Here is a 15,687-nt window from a genome sequence, read left to right on the forward strand (position 1 = left end):
ATAGCCCTTACCAAGTGCCATAGGGGATTCCGTGTTGATCGATATAGGCCTGCGCCTCAGGCTTCGGTGCGCGGTAATAGTTACCCTTACCGTTTTGATTAGGCCCTAGCGGCTCGATCTCGGCCTGAAAACGCCCGACTTCCTTGAAGCCAAGACATCCTGCACCCACCCAAACCTTGACGATGCCACCGGGCGCCATGCCCAACGTTATTCTGTTGCGATACAGCGTTACATTCTCCTGATCCGCTTCACAGAAAACCCGCTCAGGCCTGACCATCTCATCGCGCACCCACTGGGGGATCCGGATACCAATCTTGTAGGTCTGCGGCTCCACCAGCGATTGCCAGCGCACGAAGATGCGGTCCGGCAAGTCGACATTGTTCACCGGCATCATCGATCCGCCCCCTTTGTGCCACCCTTCAGGTTTGCGGGTGTAACCGGCCACTCCGGCATGCACGCGAAAGAACGCCAGCCCTCGCTGATCGAGCACATCCACGCTCTCGACCCAGACCTCCATGAAACGTGGCGCGGCCAGGCCGACGTACCAGCTGTGGTAGGGCAACTTGGGCGGCGTGGGACCACCGGCGCAGGCGCAAAGGCTGAACAACAGGCCGACCAGCAGGCTCAAACGCTTCATTGCGGATAGCCCTTTTGCGGACGATGGGGATGGACCTTGCGTGCGCTGTCGGGCGCGGGCTTGTTGATCATCAAACCGTTACTGGGTGTCCAGTGGGCGGACTGGTGGATATAGTGAGCGCGCAGCAAACGTTCCTGCTCGGGGTTGAGGCTGACCTCGGTGCCCGACAGGGCGTGCTCAAGGATTTGTGCAGCGATCGGTTGCAGCTCCTCAGGCAGTTTGAAACGTCGGTCGTCGTCATTGATGACATCAAATGGCACACCATGACGCACACCCAGTTCGCGCATCAGGCGCAGGGCAATCAATGCCAATTCACCTCGGACCGGACGATCCAGAACAATCGCCAGCAGATAGTGGTCCTGGTCGGACTCCTGCTTGCCCCGGGCGGCCGGGGTGAACGGCCAGGCCTTGGCCTCGATGCTGCCGTCGCCGGCCAGGCCACTGGCGCGCAGGGCCTGCACTTGAGCCAGGGCCTTGGCCCACTCGGGAGTGGACTGCACCGGTTGGTTGCGTCGCAGGGTGAGGCGACCGGGCCGGGTCAACCACAGCCGCTCCCGGGCACGCGACAGATAGCCGCCACCGATGTCAGAGTGCACCCCGGGCAGACTGATTTGCCGATGGTCGTGCAGCACCTCGTTCAGGGCAAAGTTGTGGCGACACTCGTCGCGCGCCTGTAGCTGAATAACCTGACGCGCACAACCGGGTGGCAGGTACAGGTTCACGCCCGGGTTGTGGTCATCGGCCACGTTCAGGTCAATGCCGCCGATGGCTGCAACGGTGTCGAACAGGCCGATCAGGTTGAGGCTGATATCGACCGCCGGGTCGAAGCTGTCGAGCAGGCCGAAGCGGCCTCCCTGCAGCAGATCACCGAATACACCTCGACCCGGTTTGAGCAGTTCGTTGGCACAGTGGCGTGCGGCGGCGGCACCGCGGCTAAAGCCAAAAATGTCGAACTCAACCCGACGGATTTTAGTACCTGGGTTGGCAACCGAAAAATCACGTAGTTGCTCCGCAATTGCTGCCGGCGCTTGTTCAACCCGCGCCACCACCCCGGTTTCACCCCGCCCCATACCTTGCCCGAAAAGCGAGTCGTCACCACCGCTGCGGGTACCGATACCCTCCAGATAGACCTTTACATAACCCATCTCACCGCCCGGTGGAAGGCCATCTGTAGCGTGATCGGGATACAGCGCAAACAAATGCACCACATTACTCGGCGCATTCCCATAACTGTTATCCGGCGTACGACCAAAACCACTGCCATCAAACTCGTCAAACCCATACTGGTTGCACAACTGAATGATGGACGCCAGATCGCTTTCATCGAACAGTTGCAGATCCTCGCGCCGGCATTGTTCGGTGAGGGCGGCGTTGGCCTGGTTGTTACCGGTGCCATCAAAAAACAGCCCGATGCGCAGGGTGATGCCTTCGAGTTCTTCCTCTTCCTCCTCTTCGTCCATGTCGTAGATCAGCGAGAGTTCTTCAGGAACAGCGGTGTACACCCGTTCGGTGAAACCCTGGCTGTCGGTAGTGCCTTTCCACACGTTGCCGCTGGCGCTGGAGATCTTGTACGGGACGCCGGCCAGGACTTGCTCGCCATCGTTGGCAAAAATCTGGTACTGCTGATCGAACGCCAGCGGCGGATCAATCACCGCCGGCAGCGGCGGCAGGCGCGCCGCCTGCGTGACCTTGGTCGGGACGTACTCCAGAAACGCCGCCTTGATGTTGTGGTCACCCGCCGTGCCGGATTCGATGCCACACGTCTCCAGGGTGATGTAGCTGCCCCCGCCGTTGAGGACGATTTTCTTCTTCGCCGTGATGTGGATTTCATCTTCGGTGCTGGTGATCTCCAGCCCATGCCGCGCCAGCAGTTCAAGTTTGTCGTTCTGCGCCTGCACCCTCACCGGGCCCTGATTGGCGATCAGCTTGATCCCCAGCTTGCGTACGAACAGGCTCAGGCCCTGGCCGACGCCGATGAACAGGCGCTTGACCACGCTGAGGTCGGCCTCGCCGCCGGCGTTGAGCATCAGGTTGTCTTTTGCCGCCAGTTGCAGGTGCTGGCCGCTGGTCAGGGCGATGCCCTGGGGTGCGCTGAGCAGCAGGACCGCGGCTTTCAGTTCATCGAGTTGACCCGCGAGCTGGGGCGCCTGGACTACCGCGCCGAGCACGGCACGCCCTGGTACCTGCGCTTCGGCCTCAACCAGAACGACCCATTGCTGGCGACGCTGTGGCCGCGCTACGTCGACGCCAACCAGCGGTTGCTGCGCGACCCGGCCGTGGCCAGGCTGCAGCAGCAACTCAAGGCGCTGATCCAGTTGCCGCCGGACAGCCCCGAACGCGCCAGGCGTGCCCCGCAAGCCTACGCGCAGCTCAAGGCCTACCTGATGATGGCGCGCCCGGAAAAAGCCGACGCGGCTTTCCTCGCCAAGGTGCTGGTCGAGACCCAGGCGCAGCGCGCCGACATGACGCCGGGGCTCTGGCAGGGCCTGTCACCCGGCCTCTGGCAGTTTTATGCCGAGCAACTGGCCGCCCATCCGGCCTGGCGTATCGAGGCTGACCCGACGCTGGTGGCCCAGGCCCGTCAGGTACTGCTCGGCCAGCTTGGCCAGCGCAATGCCGAAGCCAGCCTGTACCGCCAGGTGCTCGATGCGGCGGCCAATCACTACCCGGCCCTGAGCTTGCCGCAGATGGTCGGCGACACCGACGCCCGCGCGCTGTTCACCACCACGGCCAGCGTGCCCGGGGTGCTCACCCGCCAGGCCTGGGAGGGCCAGGTCCGCCAAGCCATCGACGAGGTGGCCGAGGCGCGCCGCGAGGAGATTGACTGGGTGCTCAGCGACAATCCCGCCAGCCTCGCCGCCGACTTGAGCCCGGAGCAACTCAAGGAACGCCTGACCGAGCGCTACTTTCAGGACTACGCCAGCGCCTGGCTGGACTTCCTCAATCGCCTGGACTGGCAACCGGCAGGCAGCCTGGATCAGGTGATCGACCAGTTGACCCTGATGAGCGACGTGCGCCAGTCGCCGCTGATCGCGCTGATGAATACCCTGGCGTATCAGGGCCAGGCCGGCACTCGCGGCCCGGCCCTGGGTGCGTCGTTGATCCACTCCGCGCAGAAGCTGATGACCCAGGACAAGGTGCCGCTGATCGACCAACAAGTCCGCGGCGCGAGCGGTCCGCTGGACGCCACCTTCGGTCCGCTGCTGGCGCTGTTGGGCAAGGAGGCCGAAGGCAAGAACGACAACGACCGGCTGAGCCTGCAGGCCTTCCTCACCCAAGTCACCCGGGTACGCCTGAAGCTGCAACAGGTAAGCAGCGCCGCCGATCCGCAGGAGATGACCCAGGCCCTGGCGCAAACCGTGTTCCAGGGCAAAAGCGTCGACCTCACCGACACCCGCGCCTACGGCAGCCTGATCGCCGCCAGCCTGGGGGCGGAGTGGGGCGGGGTCGGCCAGACCCTGTTCGTGCAGCCGCTGGAACAGGCCTGGCAAAGGGTGCTGCAGCCGTCGGCGGCAAGCCTCAATCGCCAGTGGCAACGGGCGATCGTCAGCGACTGGCACGGCGCGTTTGCCGGGCGTTACCCGTTCGTGGCGACCACCAGCGATGCGTCATTGCCGATGCTGGGGCAAATGATCCGTGCCGACTCCGGACGCATCGAGCAGTTCCTGCAACAGCAACTGGGCGGTGTGTTGCGCAAGGAAGGCCAGCGCTGGGTGGCCGACTCGCGGCACAGCCAGGGCTTGCGCATCAACCCGCGGTTTCTCGCGGCGCTCAATCAGCTCAGCCACCTGGCCGATGTGCTGTTCACCGACGGCGGTCTCGGCCTGGGGTTCGAGCTACGGGCCAAGCCGGTGCGCGACGTGGTGCAGACCACCTTCATCCTCAACGGCGAAAAACACCACTACTTCAACCAGAAGGAAAGCTGGCAACGCTTCAGCTGGCCAGGCTACAGCGACCGTCCGGGGGTGAGCCTGACCTGGACCAGCGTGCAGGCCGGCGAGCGTCTGTTTGGTGATTACCAAGGCACTTGGGGCTTGATCCGCCTTCTGGAACAGGCTCGGGTCACCACGCTGGACGACGGCGACAGCCACTACCGCGTGCAGCTCAAGGCCCCGGACGGCCTGGGCCTGACCTGGCACCTGCGCACCGAACTGGGCGCGGGACCGCTGGCGCTGCTCAAGCTGCGCGGCTTCAAGCTGCCGACGCAGATTTTTCTCGGGGTGGGCAACAACGCCGAGCCTTATGCGCAGAACGGGGAAGTGCCATGAGCTTGCAAGGATTGATCAGCAGTTGCCTGGGCGAACGCGATGCGCTGGCACTGGCCCGGGAAACTTCAGGGCGCTGGCAAGCCTGGTTGCAACCGATCAGCGCAGATACTCCGGTGGGTGGAGTCTGCGCGCCTGGACATTCTGGCCTGGCTATGTGGTCAACTGCAGGCCTTGATGCGGAGTGTGGACATCAGTTCGCGGAACTTGCCGGCGCTTGTCCAGTTGGGCACCGAGCTTGACCGATTGCGCGCGCGCCTGGAATGCACGGGGCTGATTGCTCCGCAAACGCTGCTGGCGATGGGTCAACAAGTCGGCAGTCTGCTGCAGCGGACGCAGGCAAGGCGCTTGTCGAGCGCACCGGGGCTGCCTTCGATCGGGGGCTACGTGCCGGAATATGTCATGCCGGTGATGATCATTCCCAGTCCACCGCTGCCCGATTTATCGGGTTCAAAACAGCGAAAAAAAATACGGAGAATCAGTCTGTGGGTGTCTGCTGTGACCACCACCGTGATTCTGGTTGGTGGATTGTGGTGGCAGGGCTGGGTGACCATTTCGTCTACTGAGGGCAGGGCCCGCCATCTGGCCTTTATCCAGCACAAGCAGGACATCGGCGAACCCGTGCATCTGCGCAGCCTGTCACTGTTCGAGGCAGGCAGTGCCACGCTCAAGCCCGGCTCGACCAAAGTACTGATCAATGCCTTGGTCGACATCAAGGCTCAGCCAGACCTGTTGATTGTCATTACCGGGCACAGTGACGCCACGGGCAATCCTGAAGAGAACATCAGACTGTCCCAGGCCCGCGCCGCCAGCGTGCACGACTGGATGCAACGCATGGGTGATATCCCGGCCAGTTGCTTTGCCGTTCGGGGGGCTGCCGCCAGTCAACCGATTGCCAGCAATGACACCGAGGCGGGGCGGGAAGCCAACCGTCGTGTCGATATTCGTCTGGTACCGGAAAAGGGCGCCTGTCAGTCGTCGACCTGAGGTTTGCTTCGGGAGCGGATGCCGGGGAGGGAGGAGCCGATATTCCCTGTGGGAGCGAGCTTGCTCGCGATGAGGCCGACACAGCCAGCACTGATAGAGGCTGACACTCCGCCATCGCGAGCAAGCTCGATCCTACAGAGGGTTTTGTGTGACCCAAACGAAATGAGCGCCACTTGGGCGCTCATTTGTTCACGGCATCACGGATTACGAAGCGGCCAACGCCAGTGCGGTCAGCGTTTTGCTGGCTGCGTTCATCGTCGAAGTCCTTTTCACTTGGTTTTCACCACCGCCGGCGGGGTCCAGTCGCCATCGAGGGCATCGGCTTGCGGCCAGTAGGCGCGGATGTACAGCGAGAACCCGGCGCCTTTGGGCGAGGGCAGCCAGTTGCTTTCCTTGTCCTGGCCCGGTGATTCGCTTTGCACGTAGAGAGTCAGCGAGCCGTCTGGGTTGGTTTGCAGGGACTTGTTCTTGGTGCCGATGGAGTAGCGCTTGAGCTCGTTCGGCGAGAAGAAGTGCTGTTCGTTGTATAGCGTCAGCGACCAGAACCCCTTGACCGGCGGCAGCTTGCCCTTGGCGAACGTGACGCTGTAGCCGTACTGGCCGTTGAGACGCAGGCCGTTCTCATCCAGGTCCTGGTAGAAGTATTTGGTCTCTTTCTGCTGGTTCACGAAAATGTTCGAGCGCGCGACGGCGGTACGGGTGAAATAATCGGTGCCGAACGCTGCGCCGTTGCTTACCGTGCTCCAGTGATTGGGCAATTGCAGGCCGTAGTTGCGGAACTGCAACAGCGGGTCGATCACTTCTTTGTCGGCCTTTTTCGCCTCGTCGATCATCGCGGCGCGCAGTTGCGGGTCGGCCTTGGCGATGGCCGCGAGGGCGGTCATTTGTGCGTAGCGGGCTTCTTCGCCCGGTAATGGCTTGGCGTCCTTGAGCAAGGCCGGCAGTTCGTCGAAGAACTTTTCCGGCACAACCCATTTGGTTTCGGCGCTGCCTTCAGAAGCCTGGGCCGGGAATTTCGGCAACCGGGCCCAGTTGCGCTTCTTCATCTTGCCGTCGTACTGCGACAGCGGGTACATGTCGATGCCCGACAATGCCGGCTGCACGGCCAGGCGGTCAGCGGCGGTGTCGTCCTGGAATACCCGAGGAATCACGAACCCGGTGTTTGTACGCGCCCGGTACACCCGCTTGATGCCCGGCGGCACCTTGCCGTTCCAGTCCGGCCCGACCAGCAGGTAGAAACCCGGTTGGGTGTTATACATTTTACCCATCTCGGCGAAGCTGTCGGAGCGCAGGTCGACCACCTGATATACCCAGAAGCGGCCGTCGAAGTCCGGCACTTGCAGCACCACCGGCTCAAGGTCCAGGGCGATGCTGCCGGCGCCGTACACCACGTCCTGGTTCGGGCAGGCCACCAGCCGCTCGGCCGGGTCGATGTAGTCGCTGAGCATCGACAACCGATTGATCGGGGCCACCGGTACGATGCCGCCCATCAAGCCGGGCTCGGGCAAGTCCTTGAATGCCTGGCGACGATTGAAGATGTTGGCCATCGGCCAGGCCCAGAAATACGCCTCGCGCGCCATCATGCGTACGTACGGTTCAGTTACTTTGGTACCCGCGACAGGGCCTGAGACAGGCCTGGCGGCCGGAGCGGCGACTGTGGCTTGCGCTGCGTAACCCTGCGTACTCAATAGCGCTGTGAGCGTACTGGCCAGAGACAAGGCGAAGAGGGCATGGCGCCGGGGCAAACGATTCATGAAGCGTCCTTACTGGCTGGCAGTCAATGGATGCAGGTGATTCGCTCTCAAGATAGCTCATCTTTACCCCGGTGCTGTTCAACGCAGGCGCGAGATCGTCAGATCGACCTCAAAGATGATCGGCATCAATCACTGCCTTGCCGAACGCCTGGGGATCTTCCTGCGGCAAGTTGTGGCCGATGCCGCCGTTGATCAGCCGGAACTGATATTTGCCGGTGAAGCGCTTGGCATAGTCTTCAGGTGCCGGGTGCGGAGCGCCGTTGGCATCGCCTTCAAGGGTAATGGTCGGCACGCTGATGGACGGTGCCGTGGCCAGCTTCTGCTCCAGCGCTTCGTATCGGCTCTCGCCCTGGACCAGGCCCAGGCGCCAGCGGTAGTTGAACACGGTGATATCGACATGATCGGGGTTGTCCAGCGCCTTGGCACTGCGGTCGAAGGTGGCGTCATCGAACGCCCATTTCGGCGAAGCCAGTTGCCAGATCAATTTGGCGAAGTCGTGGGTGTTCTTCTCGTAACCGGCGCGACCACGGTCAGTGGCGAAGTAGAACTGATACCACCACTGCAATTCCGCCTTGGGTGGCAACGGGTTCTTGCCGGCCGCCTGGTTGCCGATCAGATAACCGCTGACCGAGACCAGCGCCTTGACCCGCTCCGGCCACAGCGCCGAGACAATGTCGGCCGAACGCGCACCCCAGTCATAGCCACCGAGCACCGCTTGCTTGATCTTCAGGGCATCCATGAAGTCGATGACATCACTGGCCAGTGCAGCCGGTTGGCCATTGCGCAGGGTTTTGTCGGAGAGAAAATGCGTATCGCCATAACCGCGGGCATAGGGCATCAGCACCCGATAACCCTTGGCGGCCAGCAATGGCGCGACCTCGTCATAGCTGTGGATGTCATACGGCCAGCCGTGCAGCAGGATCACCACCGGCCCGTTGGCCGGACCGGTTTCAGCGTACGCCACATCCAGCAGTCCGGCGTTGACATGCTTGAGCGGGCCGAACGGCGAGGGCGCTGCCTGGGTGGTGCCGGCAGGGGCCAACGCCGGCTGCGCGGTGGCTGCCGTTTGTGCGTGGGCCGCGCCAAGTACGCCGAACAGTGTCAGCGCGAGGATCGAAGGGCCGACCAGGTGGCGACGAGTCTTGCCGGGGTTGCTGTTGCGCAGTGCCATCTTCATGGGATCTCTCCTTTACCAGCCATGGGTCAGGGGATCCGTCCGAGCCCCTTCAAACCTTGCGAGCATTGGAGCGCGGCAACGTATCTGGCCTGTGTCCAATCGTCGGCCGGATGAAAGTCTGTGTATCGAGGTGTCGCGCCGATACACTGTGATACCAAGTCCCAGGGCCGAGTCGGCAGCCGTCATAAGCTTGGATAGTCGAGCAGTCTGCTGATTGTCGGCGCATCAATCCACTGCATGGGAAAGTCCCCAGAGTGCCAGCAACGGCTTGTCGGTTGACCTCATGGAATGGACAGCCGATGGTGGGTTGAACACTACGCCGCCCGGCCCGGGATTCCACCAGCCAACATCTTCCCGATACCAGTAACCTTCCGATAGAACGACATAAAACTCTGCCGGAGGATGCTTGTGGTACGGATAGCAAAGTTTGGGCTCCATTACCGCCAACCCCACTGTCAAAGTTGAACATTCAAGCAGTGCGCCCTTGCCGAGAATCAGCGCATGTCGGTGCCTTTCTTCAAACGCATCATCGTCCCCTTCTGAAGCCGATCGTTTTATCCAGCGACTACTGGACAGCAGGGTCTCAAGAGCCGATAGCAGAATCTTGAAGTCCCGATCCGTTCGGGGAGCATCCGCCAATGCCCGTGCTACCGTGGGCTCCAGGCAAGCGGGCAGGGAAGTGCCCGAGAACGGAGGCAAGCCGATGTCCAGGCGCGCATTGCTCAAGGCACAAACACAGATTTCTGTATCCACGCCATCATCACTACTCCCTTGAGAATGACGGGCCAGGATTCGCAGGAGTGCCTCGCGCATCACCACTCCCTGTATCAGGAGTTCTTGTTCCGACATCTGTAAATACGACTGCATGACCGTTTACCTCTTGAACGTAACTGGCAGGTGACTTTGAAAACTCAGTGATCCATCCGTCGAGATGCCTCCTGGTTTTCTGGGCGAAGAGTTCGATTCGCAATGGCCAATGCTGAAATCGCGCCGGAAACGATTGGGTTAATTGCGAAGAAATCGTGCTGTTGCACTGACAAAAACGAGGAGGACAATCAGACCGCCCAGAGCGAACGACAAGGTGCTTAGATGGGCGACCGCCCCAATAAACACGGGACCGATCAGAATGCCCGCGTAACCCATCGAGATGACAGCGGGGATCGCTACTGCCTGTGGCATACGTTGCTGGCGGCCCACGGAGGTAAAGAGCACAGGGACAATGTTCGAGCAGCCAGCCCCGACCAAGGCATAGCCGATCAAGGACGCGGGCCAGCCATCGATTCCAAGGGACACAATCATGCCCGCGGCTGCGCAAAGCCCGCCAAGCGCAACGACGCGCACGCCGCCCAGTTTGCTGACGATGGCGTCCCCCGTCAGGCGGCCCACAGTCATCGCAGCGGCGAAGGATGCGTAGCCCAAACCGGAGATGCTCGGCTCTAACCCTCGGTTTGAGACAAGGAAGACTGCGCTCCAGTCAAGCATTGCACCTTCAGTGAGGAAGACGATGAAACAGAGCGTCCCTAAAAGCAGCACGATACCTCTGGGCACCGCGAACAATGGCCCACCCCGTTCGGTGCCATAAGTCAGCAAAGCAGGCGCAGCCTTGTAAAGCGATCCCAAAACGGTGGCAACGATACAGAGCGCCGCAATCAGTGGATCGAGCCCTAAGGTCAATAAAGCGGTCATGGCCCCGGCGCCCACTATGCCTCCGACGCTGTAAAGGCCATGGAAGCCGGACTGAAGTGCCTGCCCGCTGTTTTTCTCGACGATGACGGACTGTATGTTCATGGCGCAATCAAGCATGCCCATACTGGCACCGAAGAGAGTGACAGCGATGACCAAGCCAGGCAGCCAGGCCACGGTGCTCAACAGTGGAAGAACAGCACACAAGACAATCGTCGCCCAGATTACGACCGGTCGGCATCCATAGTGTGCAGTGAGATAGCCAGCGAAGGGCATGGCCACAATAGATCCTCCGCCAAGGCCAAGCAGCAGCAAACCCAGGCCACCATCGTCCAGGCCGGCGCGTGCTTTAACCAATGGAACCAGAGGCGCCCAAGCGGACATGAGTAAGCCTGCGATGAGGAAGGCAATGCGTGTAGACATCCGCTCGCTGTGGTTAGCCGTGGTTATCAACACCGGCGATGGAGCATTCATAATTCTCGGTAATCCTTATCGATGATGTCAGCCATCGTTTACTCGGCTTGGACAGTGCGGGTTTCGTATGTTTTTCGCGTGCACGGGTTTCAAAACTTAGCGCCTGCGCTCATACGTTGCTCTATAACTGCTTGGCGCTACGCCAAAGAAGTCACGAAAGCGCATATGGAAGTTGGCGAAACTACAGAAGCCGGTCGCAATCGCGATATCGGTGATCGGCCGATTGCTCTGCAGAATAAGCTGTCGTGCTCGAGTCAAGCGCAGTTCAAGGTAGTAGCGTGTGGGCGTGGCGCCCACGAAACGACAGAAGCGACGCTCCAATTGTCGTCGGGAAATGTTCACACATTCAGCCAGTTCGTCGATCGATAGCGGCTCTTCGATATTCTTTTGCATCAGTTCTAAAGCGAGCTTCAGGGTTTGTGGCAAGGTGGGGTCAGAGTCAACTATGACGGTCGATATCCCTGACACTTCAGAGGTTTGATCGCAACTGAGTATTTCCTCGACAGCATGGGTCAGCGAAACGCCTTGTTTAGCGGTGATGAGCTCCAGCATCATGCGTAACGAGCTGCTGGCGCCGGCGCACGTGATACGGTTTCGATCGATTACGTGCGTTCGACAAGTGACCAGGACTTTGGGGAAAACATCCTCCATCATCGCTCGCCCATCTGGATGGAAGGCACACTCGACACCGTCCATTAACTGGGCTTCCGCCAGAAAAAACGCACCATTCCACAAACCGCCCATGGTCGCGCCAAGAGATGCGAGGTTACGTAGCTTGCGCCGTAACAGTGGGTCGCTGATCAGCTTCACTCGCAAACCACCAGCGACAATGAGAACGTCGATACGATCCGGTAGTTGGGATAACTCCAGGTCCGCTGAAATGGCGATTCCCAGATCGCTCATCACAAGACGGTTCTTGATGCCGACCGTCAACACCTCAAACGCCGGCGTCTCGCTAATCAGGTTGGCGGTCACCAGCGCATCGATAGCGCCGGTGAACGACATCATCGAGAAATTGTTCAAAAGCACGAAAGCTACACGAGTCACCGCCTGCGGCTTTATTGGTTTCTGCGCCGTATAGGAGTACCCCATGTTCTTGTCTTTAAGCACGCTCTCGAATACGAATGGCATAAGTCCTCTTTGACACCTTTACCAATAGCTACGAAACCGTTTCGCAATCTAGACAGCGGTTTTTGGCGCAGACAGCAACAAATCCAAGAATGACTGGCAGTCATCGCTCTCAGGCAGTGCATCAACACTGTTCTTGATCGCATTGCTGAGCGTGGATCCCAAGCTGTCATCAGCCAGCAAATGATATTTAGCCGTGAGTTCGGCACTCGACATAGGGTTGCCGGGGTCGCCCTTGGCCGTCGCGGTTGGGCTCGTAAGACGCGTGCCGTCTTTCAGGGTAACCGTGACGCGGGAGAGGATTTCCTCAGGGAACCTGGCGGACAGGTCGGGCGCCTCGTGAAGGGTTATCTTCCCGCTGATGTTCAGGATGTCTGGCGCATGAATGGAGTCCCCGGTGACTTCGTCAGGGCCCAGCTTTCCACGAACGATCAAGGCGGCCAGCGGAAATGCGAGCGCGTACTGGGCCTCGTCCGCACTCTTCGGAAAATGCCCCTGCAGGCACACAGACTCGTGGAATGTCTCGACATCGATGGTCTCGATCAACTCTGCAGTGATGACTGGATGTGCTCGCATCAAATCGGTCATGGCCGTGAGTGCCGGTTGCGCCCAGCGACATACCGGCCATGGTTTGAAATATTGCTCGTCGATCTCCCAACGGGTTCCGATGTCCTGCCAGAAAGTGGAAATCTCCAAAGGTTCAACAGTGGCGGCTGGAGCGCCAGTGACACCGAGCTGTGCCATCAGTAATGCGTTCAGTCCGGCATACGCCCCGGCGCCGTGGGCATCGCGCAACATCGTCGGAAAGCTCACCAGGCGCATCATCGGGCACCTCGGGCCGAAGTATTCCGCGATACCCAGCGCATGACGGAATGTCGTTTCATCAAGCTTCAGCAAGCGGGCTCCGGCGCAAACGACCCCGATCCCGGAAAAGGCACCTGAAGCATGATATTCCGGGGCAGTGGCCATCAATGCCTGGCCCGCCCGCAAGGCAGTCTCGTAACCGATGCACAGTGCGCTGAGGAACTCTTCGCCGCTGATGTCTTTGCCCTGACGACGATACGCGTCTACCAATGCAACAACGGCCGGGACTACGGTCGCACCCGCATGTCCCTTGGAGGTGAAGTGACCTTCATGTGCATCCAGGCTATCAACGCAGAAACCGCCGGCATACGCGGCGCCCAATGGGTGTACGGCTCTGCCGTCGAACCAAAGGCGACTGGACAGCTTGTTGGCAGTGTAGTGGGTGTCAGCGTAGGTTTTGAGCATCACGCTGGTTTGATTATTGCGAGCTCCGGCGGCCACGCCAATGATGTCGAGCAGGCAAGTTTTGAGCAACTCGCGTGTATGTAGGGGCGCGTCCTTGTAACTGAAATTCTGGACGAATGAATACAACTGCATTTCAATATTCCCGAGTGATGAACGCCGAAACGGATAAAAAAGTTGCCCGGTGAAGGGCAACCTTTTATGCAGCTTTATAAGAAGGGACTAGTTCTTTGCGGTGGCGGTATTTGCCGCGGCGCGAGCGTCTGCCAGCCAGCTGTCGTATTTCGCGCGATGAGCCGCGATCCATTCTTTGGCGTGCCGGGTAATGTCAGCCGCACTTTTTTCGCCATCGTGCATTTTGAGATTTTGCGCGCTTTCATCGTCGGTAGTGATCTGCATTTCAGACAGGAACTTCACGGCCGCCGGATTTTTCTCGGCGAACTCTTTGTTGATTACCGCTTTGACACTGTCTACCGCGAAACCAAGGTTTTTACCATTGAAGGTAGTGTTGACATCGTTTTTGCCACCTGGAAGATCCGTACGCGGCACGGTCAGCCAGACAACATCTTTACCTTCGACCAGAACACCGGAGATCCACTGAGGTACCCAGGTGTAATAGAGAACTGGCTTGCCTTGTTTGTAACGAGCAATGGTGTCGGCCATCAGGGCAAAATAGGAGCCCTGGTTATTTGTGACGGTTTTTTCCAGGCCATAGGCTTTCATGTGGTGGGCAATGATGAGCTCACATCCCCAACCAGGGTTGCAACCAGTGAGGTCAGCTTTACCGTCACCATTAGCATCGAACAGTTTGGCAATTTCCGGTTTCTGTAAATCTTCGATAGAGGTGATGTGGTGTTCATCAGCCGTTTTCTTGTCAATCATGTAGCCCTGCAACACGCCCGGCATAATGTCGCCGGTTTTCACCATCGTCTCATCGCCACCGGCCTTCTGGTAGAAAGATTTGTGCAGCTCCTCCCACAGATGTACCGAGAAATCAGCGTCACCATTGGAAATCGCTACCATCATGGTGGAGTACTCGGTTTCCTTGGGTGTCTCAACGTCGTAGCCCAATTCCTTGAGACCCGCCATTGCAATCTCTCCACGGAATCGCTCTTCGGCGATTGACGGGAAAATGGGAGTGATCGATACCCCTTTTCCGGGCAACTGCGCCGTGGCGGCCGATGCGAAAACAGGTGAAACCGCTAGTACTAAAAGCGCCACAGAATGAATGAATTTCTGTTTTATTCCGACTGTTGTGAAGTTCATTATTGTTTACCTTGGCTGGATTACTAAGTTGGCATTTCTTTTGGTTCACGACGCGCCACTGAGCGGGTTAACTTTCTTTGGGACTGACTTCTATTGTTGTAATCGCGTTTTTTCTTTTCAGGCGATAAATGACACCCGCCGGGCCGGTCTGGTACCAGTGCTCACCTTTGGTTGCTCTGTTACTGCGCTCGCCCATCGCCTGGGTCAGGCGGTCAAGGAAAATCGCCAGCAATACCAGGCCCAAGCCACCGACGGTTGCCAAGCCCATATCAAGGCGGCCAATCCCGCGAAGCACCATCATCCCCAACCCACCAACCGAAATCATTGATGCGATCACCACCATCGACAGTGACAACATCAATGCCTGATTCAAACCCGCCATGATCGTTGGTGCAGCTAAAGGAAGTTGAACCCGCCTCAGCATCTGGCGTGGGGTACATCCGAAAGCCCGGGCGGCCTCAACCTTGTCTTCCGGTACCTGGCGAATTCCCAGATTGGTGAGCCTGACCAGTGGTGCTACCGAAAAGATGATCGTGACCAGTACCCCCGGTACGTTGCCGATACCAAACAGCATCACCACGGGTACCAGATAAACAAAAGCAGGCAGTGTTTGCATTGCATCGAGCACTGGCCGCAGAAGCATCTCCAGCCGGTCACTCCGGGCACACAGGACACCCAGCGGTATGCCAATTACTGCACAGAAAAACAGTGAAGTGAGCACCAGAGCGAGGGTAATCATGGCGTCATTCCATACGCCGATCACGCCTAATAGCGTAAGAGTAACAAAGCAAAGAATACCTATTTTTTTTCCGCCTACCTGCCAGCCAAAGAGTGTGGCGATAATAATGAATATTGACGGAGGAATGGCCAGTAGTCCGTACTGAATACCATTAAGTACCTGGTCGATAGGCCATCTTATCGAGCGAAATATCTCGCGGAAATTATGGACCATATAATTCAGGGCAACTTCTACCCATTGGCCCAAAGGGACGTTGATGGATTGAAACGGGTCTAGAAAACTGAATTCGTTCATGCTAATCACCTGAATGT

11 protein-coding genes and 1 pseudogene are annotated in these 15,687 nt (G+C 59.1%); 2 read left to right on the forward strand and 10 right to left on the reverse strand.

Going from position 1 to position 15,687, the window contains the following annotated elements; all coding sequences use genetic code 11:
* Positions 1–7: 7 nt before the first annotated feature.
* Positions 8–637: a DUF2931 family protein gene (locus ACM6G4_RS20245; protein ID WP_409079019.1), complete on the reverse strand. Its 630-nt coding sequence runs from the start codon at positions 635–637 to the stop codon at positions 8–10.
* Entirely contained in the window at positions 634–2,805 is a 2,172-nt protein-coding gene (locus ACM6G4_RS20250; RefSeq protein WP_414914465.1) for a DUF2345 domain-containing protein, read from the reverse strand. Before ACM6G4_RS20250 ends, ACM6G4_RS20245 begins: the two co-directional genes overlap by 4 nt.
* On the opposite strand from ACM6G4_RS20250, the pseudogene ACM6G4_RS20255 reads away from it, so the two are divergent.
* Both ACM6G4_RS20255 and ACM6G4_RS20260 read left to right on the forward strand, forming a co-directional pair.
* Positions 2,761–4,905, forward strand: a pseudogene (locus tag ACM6G4_RS20255) (ImcF-related family protein); the annotation flags it as partial. The gene ACM6G4_RS20250 and the pseudogene ACM6G4_RS20255 sit on opposite strands and share 45 nt — an antisense overlap.
* Before the next feature lie 495 nt (positions 4,906–5,400).
* The gene (locus ACM6G4_RS20260) at positions 5,401–5,889 is read left to right on the forward strand and encodes an OmpA family protein (protein WP_414914466.1); all 489 of its coding nucleotides are present in this window, start codon (positions 5,401–5,403) and stop codon (positions 5,887–5,889) included.
* Between the two features lie 269 nt (positions 5,890–6,158).
* On the opposite strand, the gene ACM6G4_RS20265 is transcribed toward ACM6G4_RS20260, so the two are convergent.
* The 8 genes from ACM6G4_RS20265 to proW form a co-directional block, all read right to left on the reverse strand.
* The gene (locus tag ACM6G4_RS20265) at positions 6,159–7,643 is read right to left on the reverse strand and encodes a DUF1254 domain-containing protein (protein ID WP_414914467.1); all 1,485 of its coding nucleotides are present in this window, start codon (positions 7,641–7,643) and stop codon (positions 6,159–6,161) included.
* A gap of 109 nt (positions 7,644–7,752) precedes the next feature.
* On the reverse strand, positions 7,753–8,820 hold the full coding sequence (locus tag ACM6G4_RS20270; protein ID WP_414914468.1) for an alpha/beta fold hydrolase: 1,068 nt from the start codon (positions 8,818–8,820) through the stop codon (positions 7,753–7,755).
* 225 nt (positions 8,821–9,045) lie between these two features.
* On the reverse strand, positions 9,046–9,687 hold the full coding sequence (locus tag ACM6G4_RS20275) for a dimethylsulfonioproprionate lyase family protein (RefSeq protein WP_056724818.1): 642 nt from the start codon (positions 9,685–9,687) through the stop codon (positions 9,046–9,048).
* 138 nt (positions 9,688–9,825) lie between these two features.
* Positions 9,826–10,977 (reverse strand): MFS transporter, encoded by a 1,152-nt coding sequence (locus ACM6G4_RS20280; protein ID WP_056724820.1) that lies wholly within the window; start codon positions 10,975–10,977, stop codon positions 9,826–9,828.
* Between the two features lie 96 nt (positions 10,978–11,073).
* Positions 11,074–12,108 carry a GlxA family transcriptional regulator gene (locus ACM6G4_RS20285; RefSeq protein ID WP_056724822.1) on the reverse strand — a complete coding sequence of 345 codons (1,035 nt, stop codon included), beginning with the start codon at positions 12,106–12,108 and terminating at the stop codon, positions 11,074–11,076.
* Between the two features lie 48 nt (positions 12,109–12,156).
* Positions 12,157–13,506, reverse strand: coding sequence for an MmgE/PrpD family protein (locus ACM6G4_RS20290; protein ID WP_056724824.1), 1,350 nt, complete (start codon positions 13,504–13,506; stop codon positions 12,157–12,159).
* An 87-nt stretch (positions 13,507–13,593) separates the two neighbouring features.
* Positions 13,594–14,637: a glycine betaine/L-proline ABC transporter substrate-binding protein ProX gene (gene proX / locus ACM6G4_RS20295; RefSeq protein ID WP_082562962.1), complete on the reverse strand. Its 1,044-nt coding sequence runs from the start codon at positions 14,635–14,637 to the stop codon at positions 13,594–13,596.
* 67 nt (positions 14,638–14,704) lie between these two features.
* The gene (gene proW / locus ACM6G4_RS20300; RefSeq protein ID WP_056724828.1) at positions 14,705–15,670 is read right to left on the reverse strand and encodes a glycine betaine/L-proline ABC transporter permease ProW; all 966 of its coding nucleotides are present in this window, start codon (positions 15,668–15,670) and stop codon (positions 14,705–14,707) included.
* Positions 15,671–15,687 lie beyond the last annotated feature (17 nt).

Origin of the sequence: Pseudomonas sp. IT-P258 (assembly GCF_949767825.1) — a bacterium.
Lineage (GTDB): Bacteria > Pseudomonadota > Gammaproteobacteria > Pseudomonadales > Pseudomonadaceae > Aquipseudomonas > Aquipseudomonas monachiensis.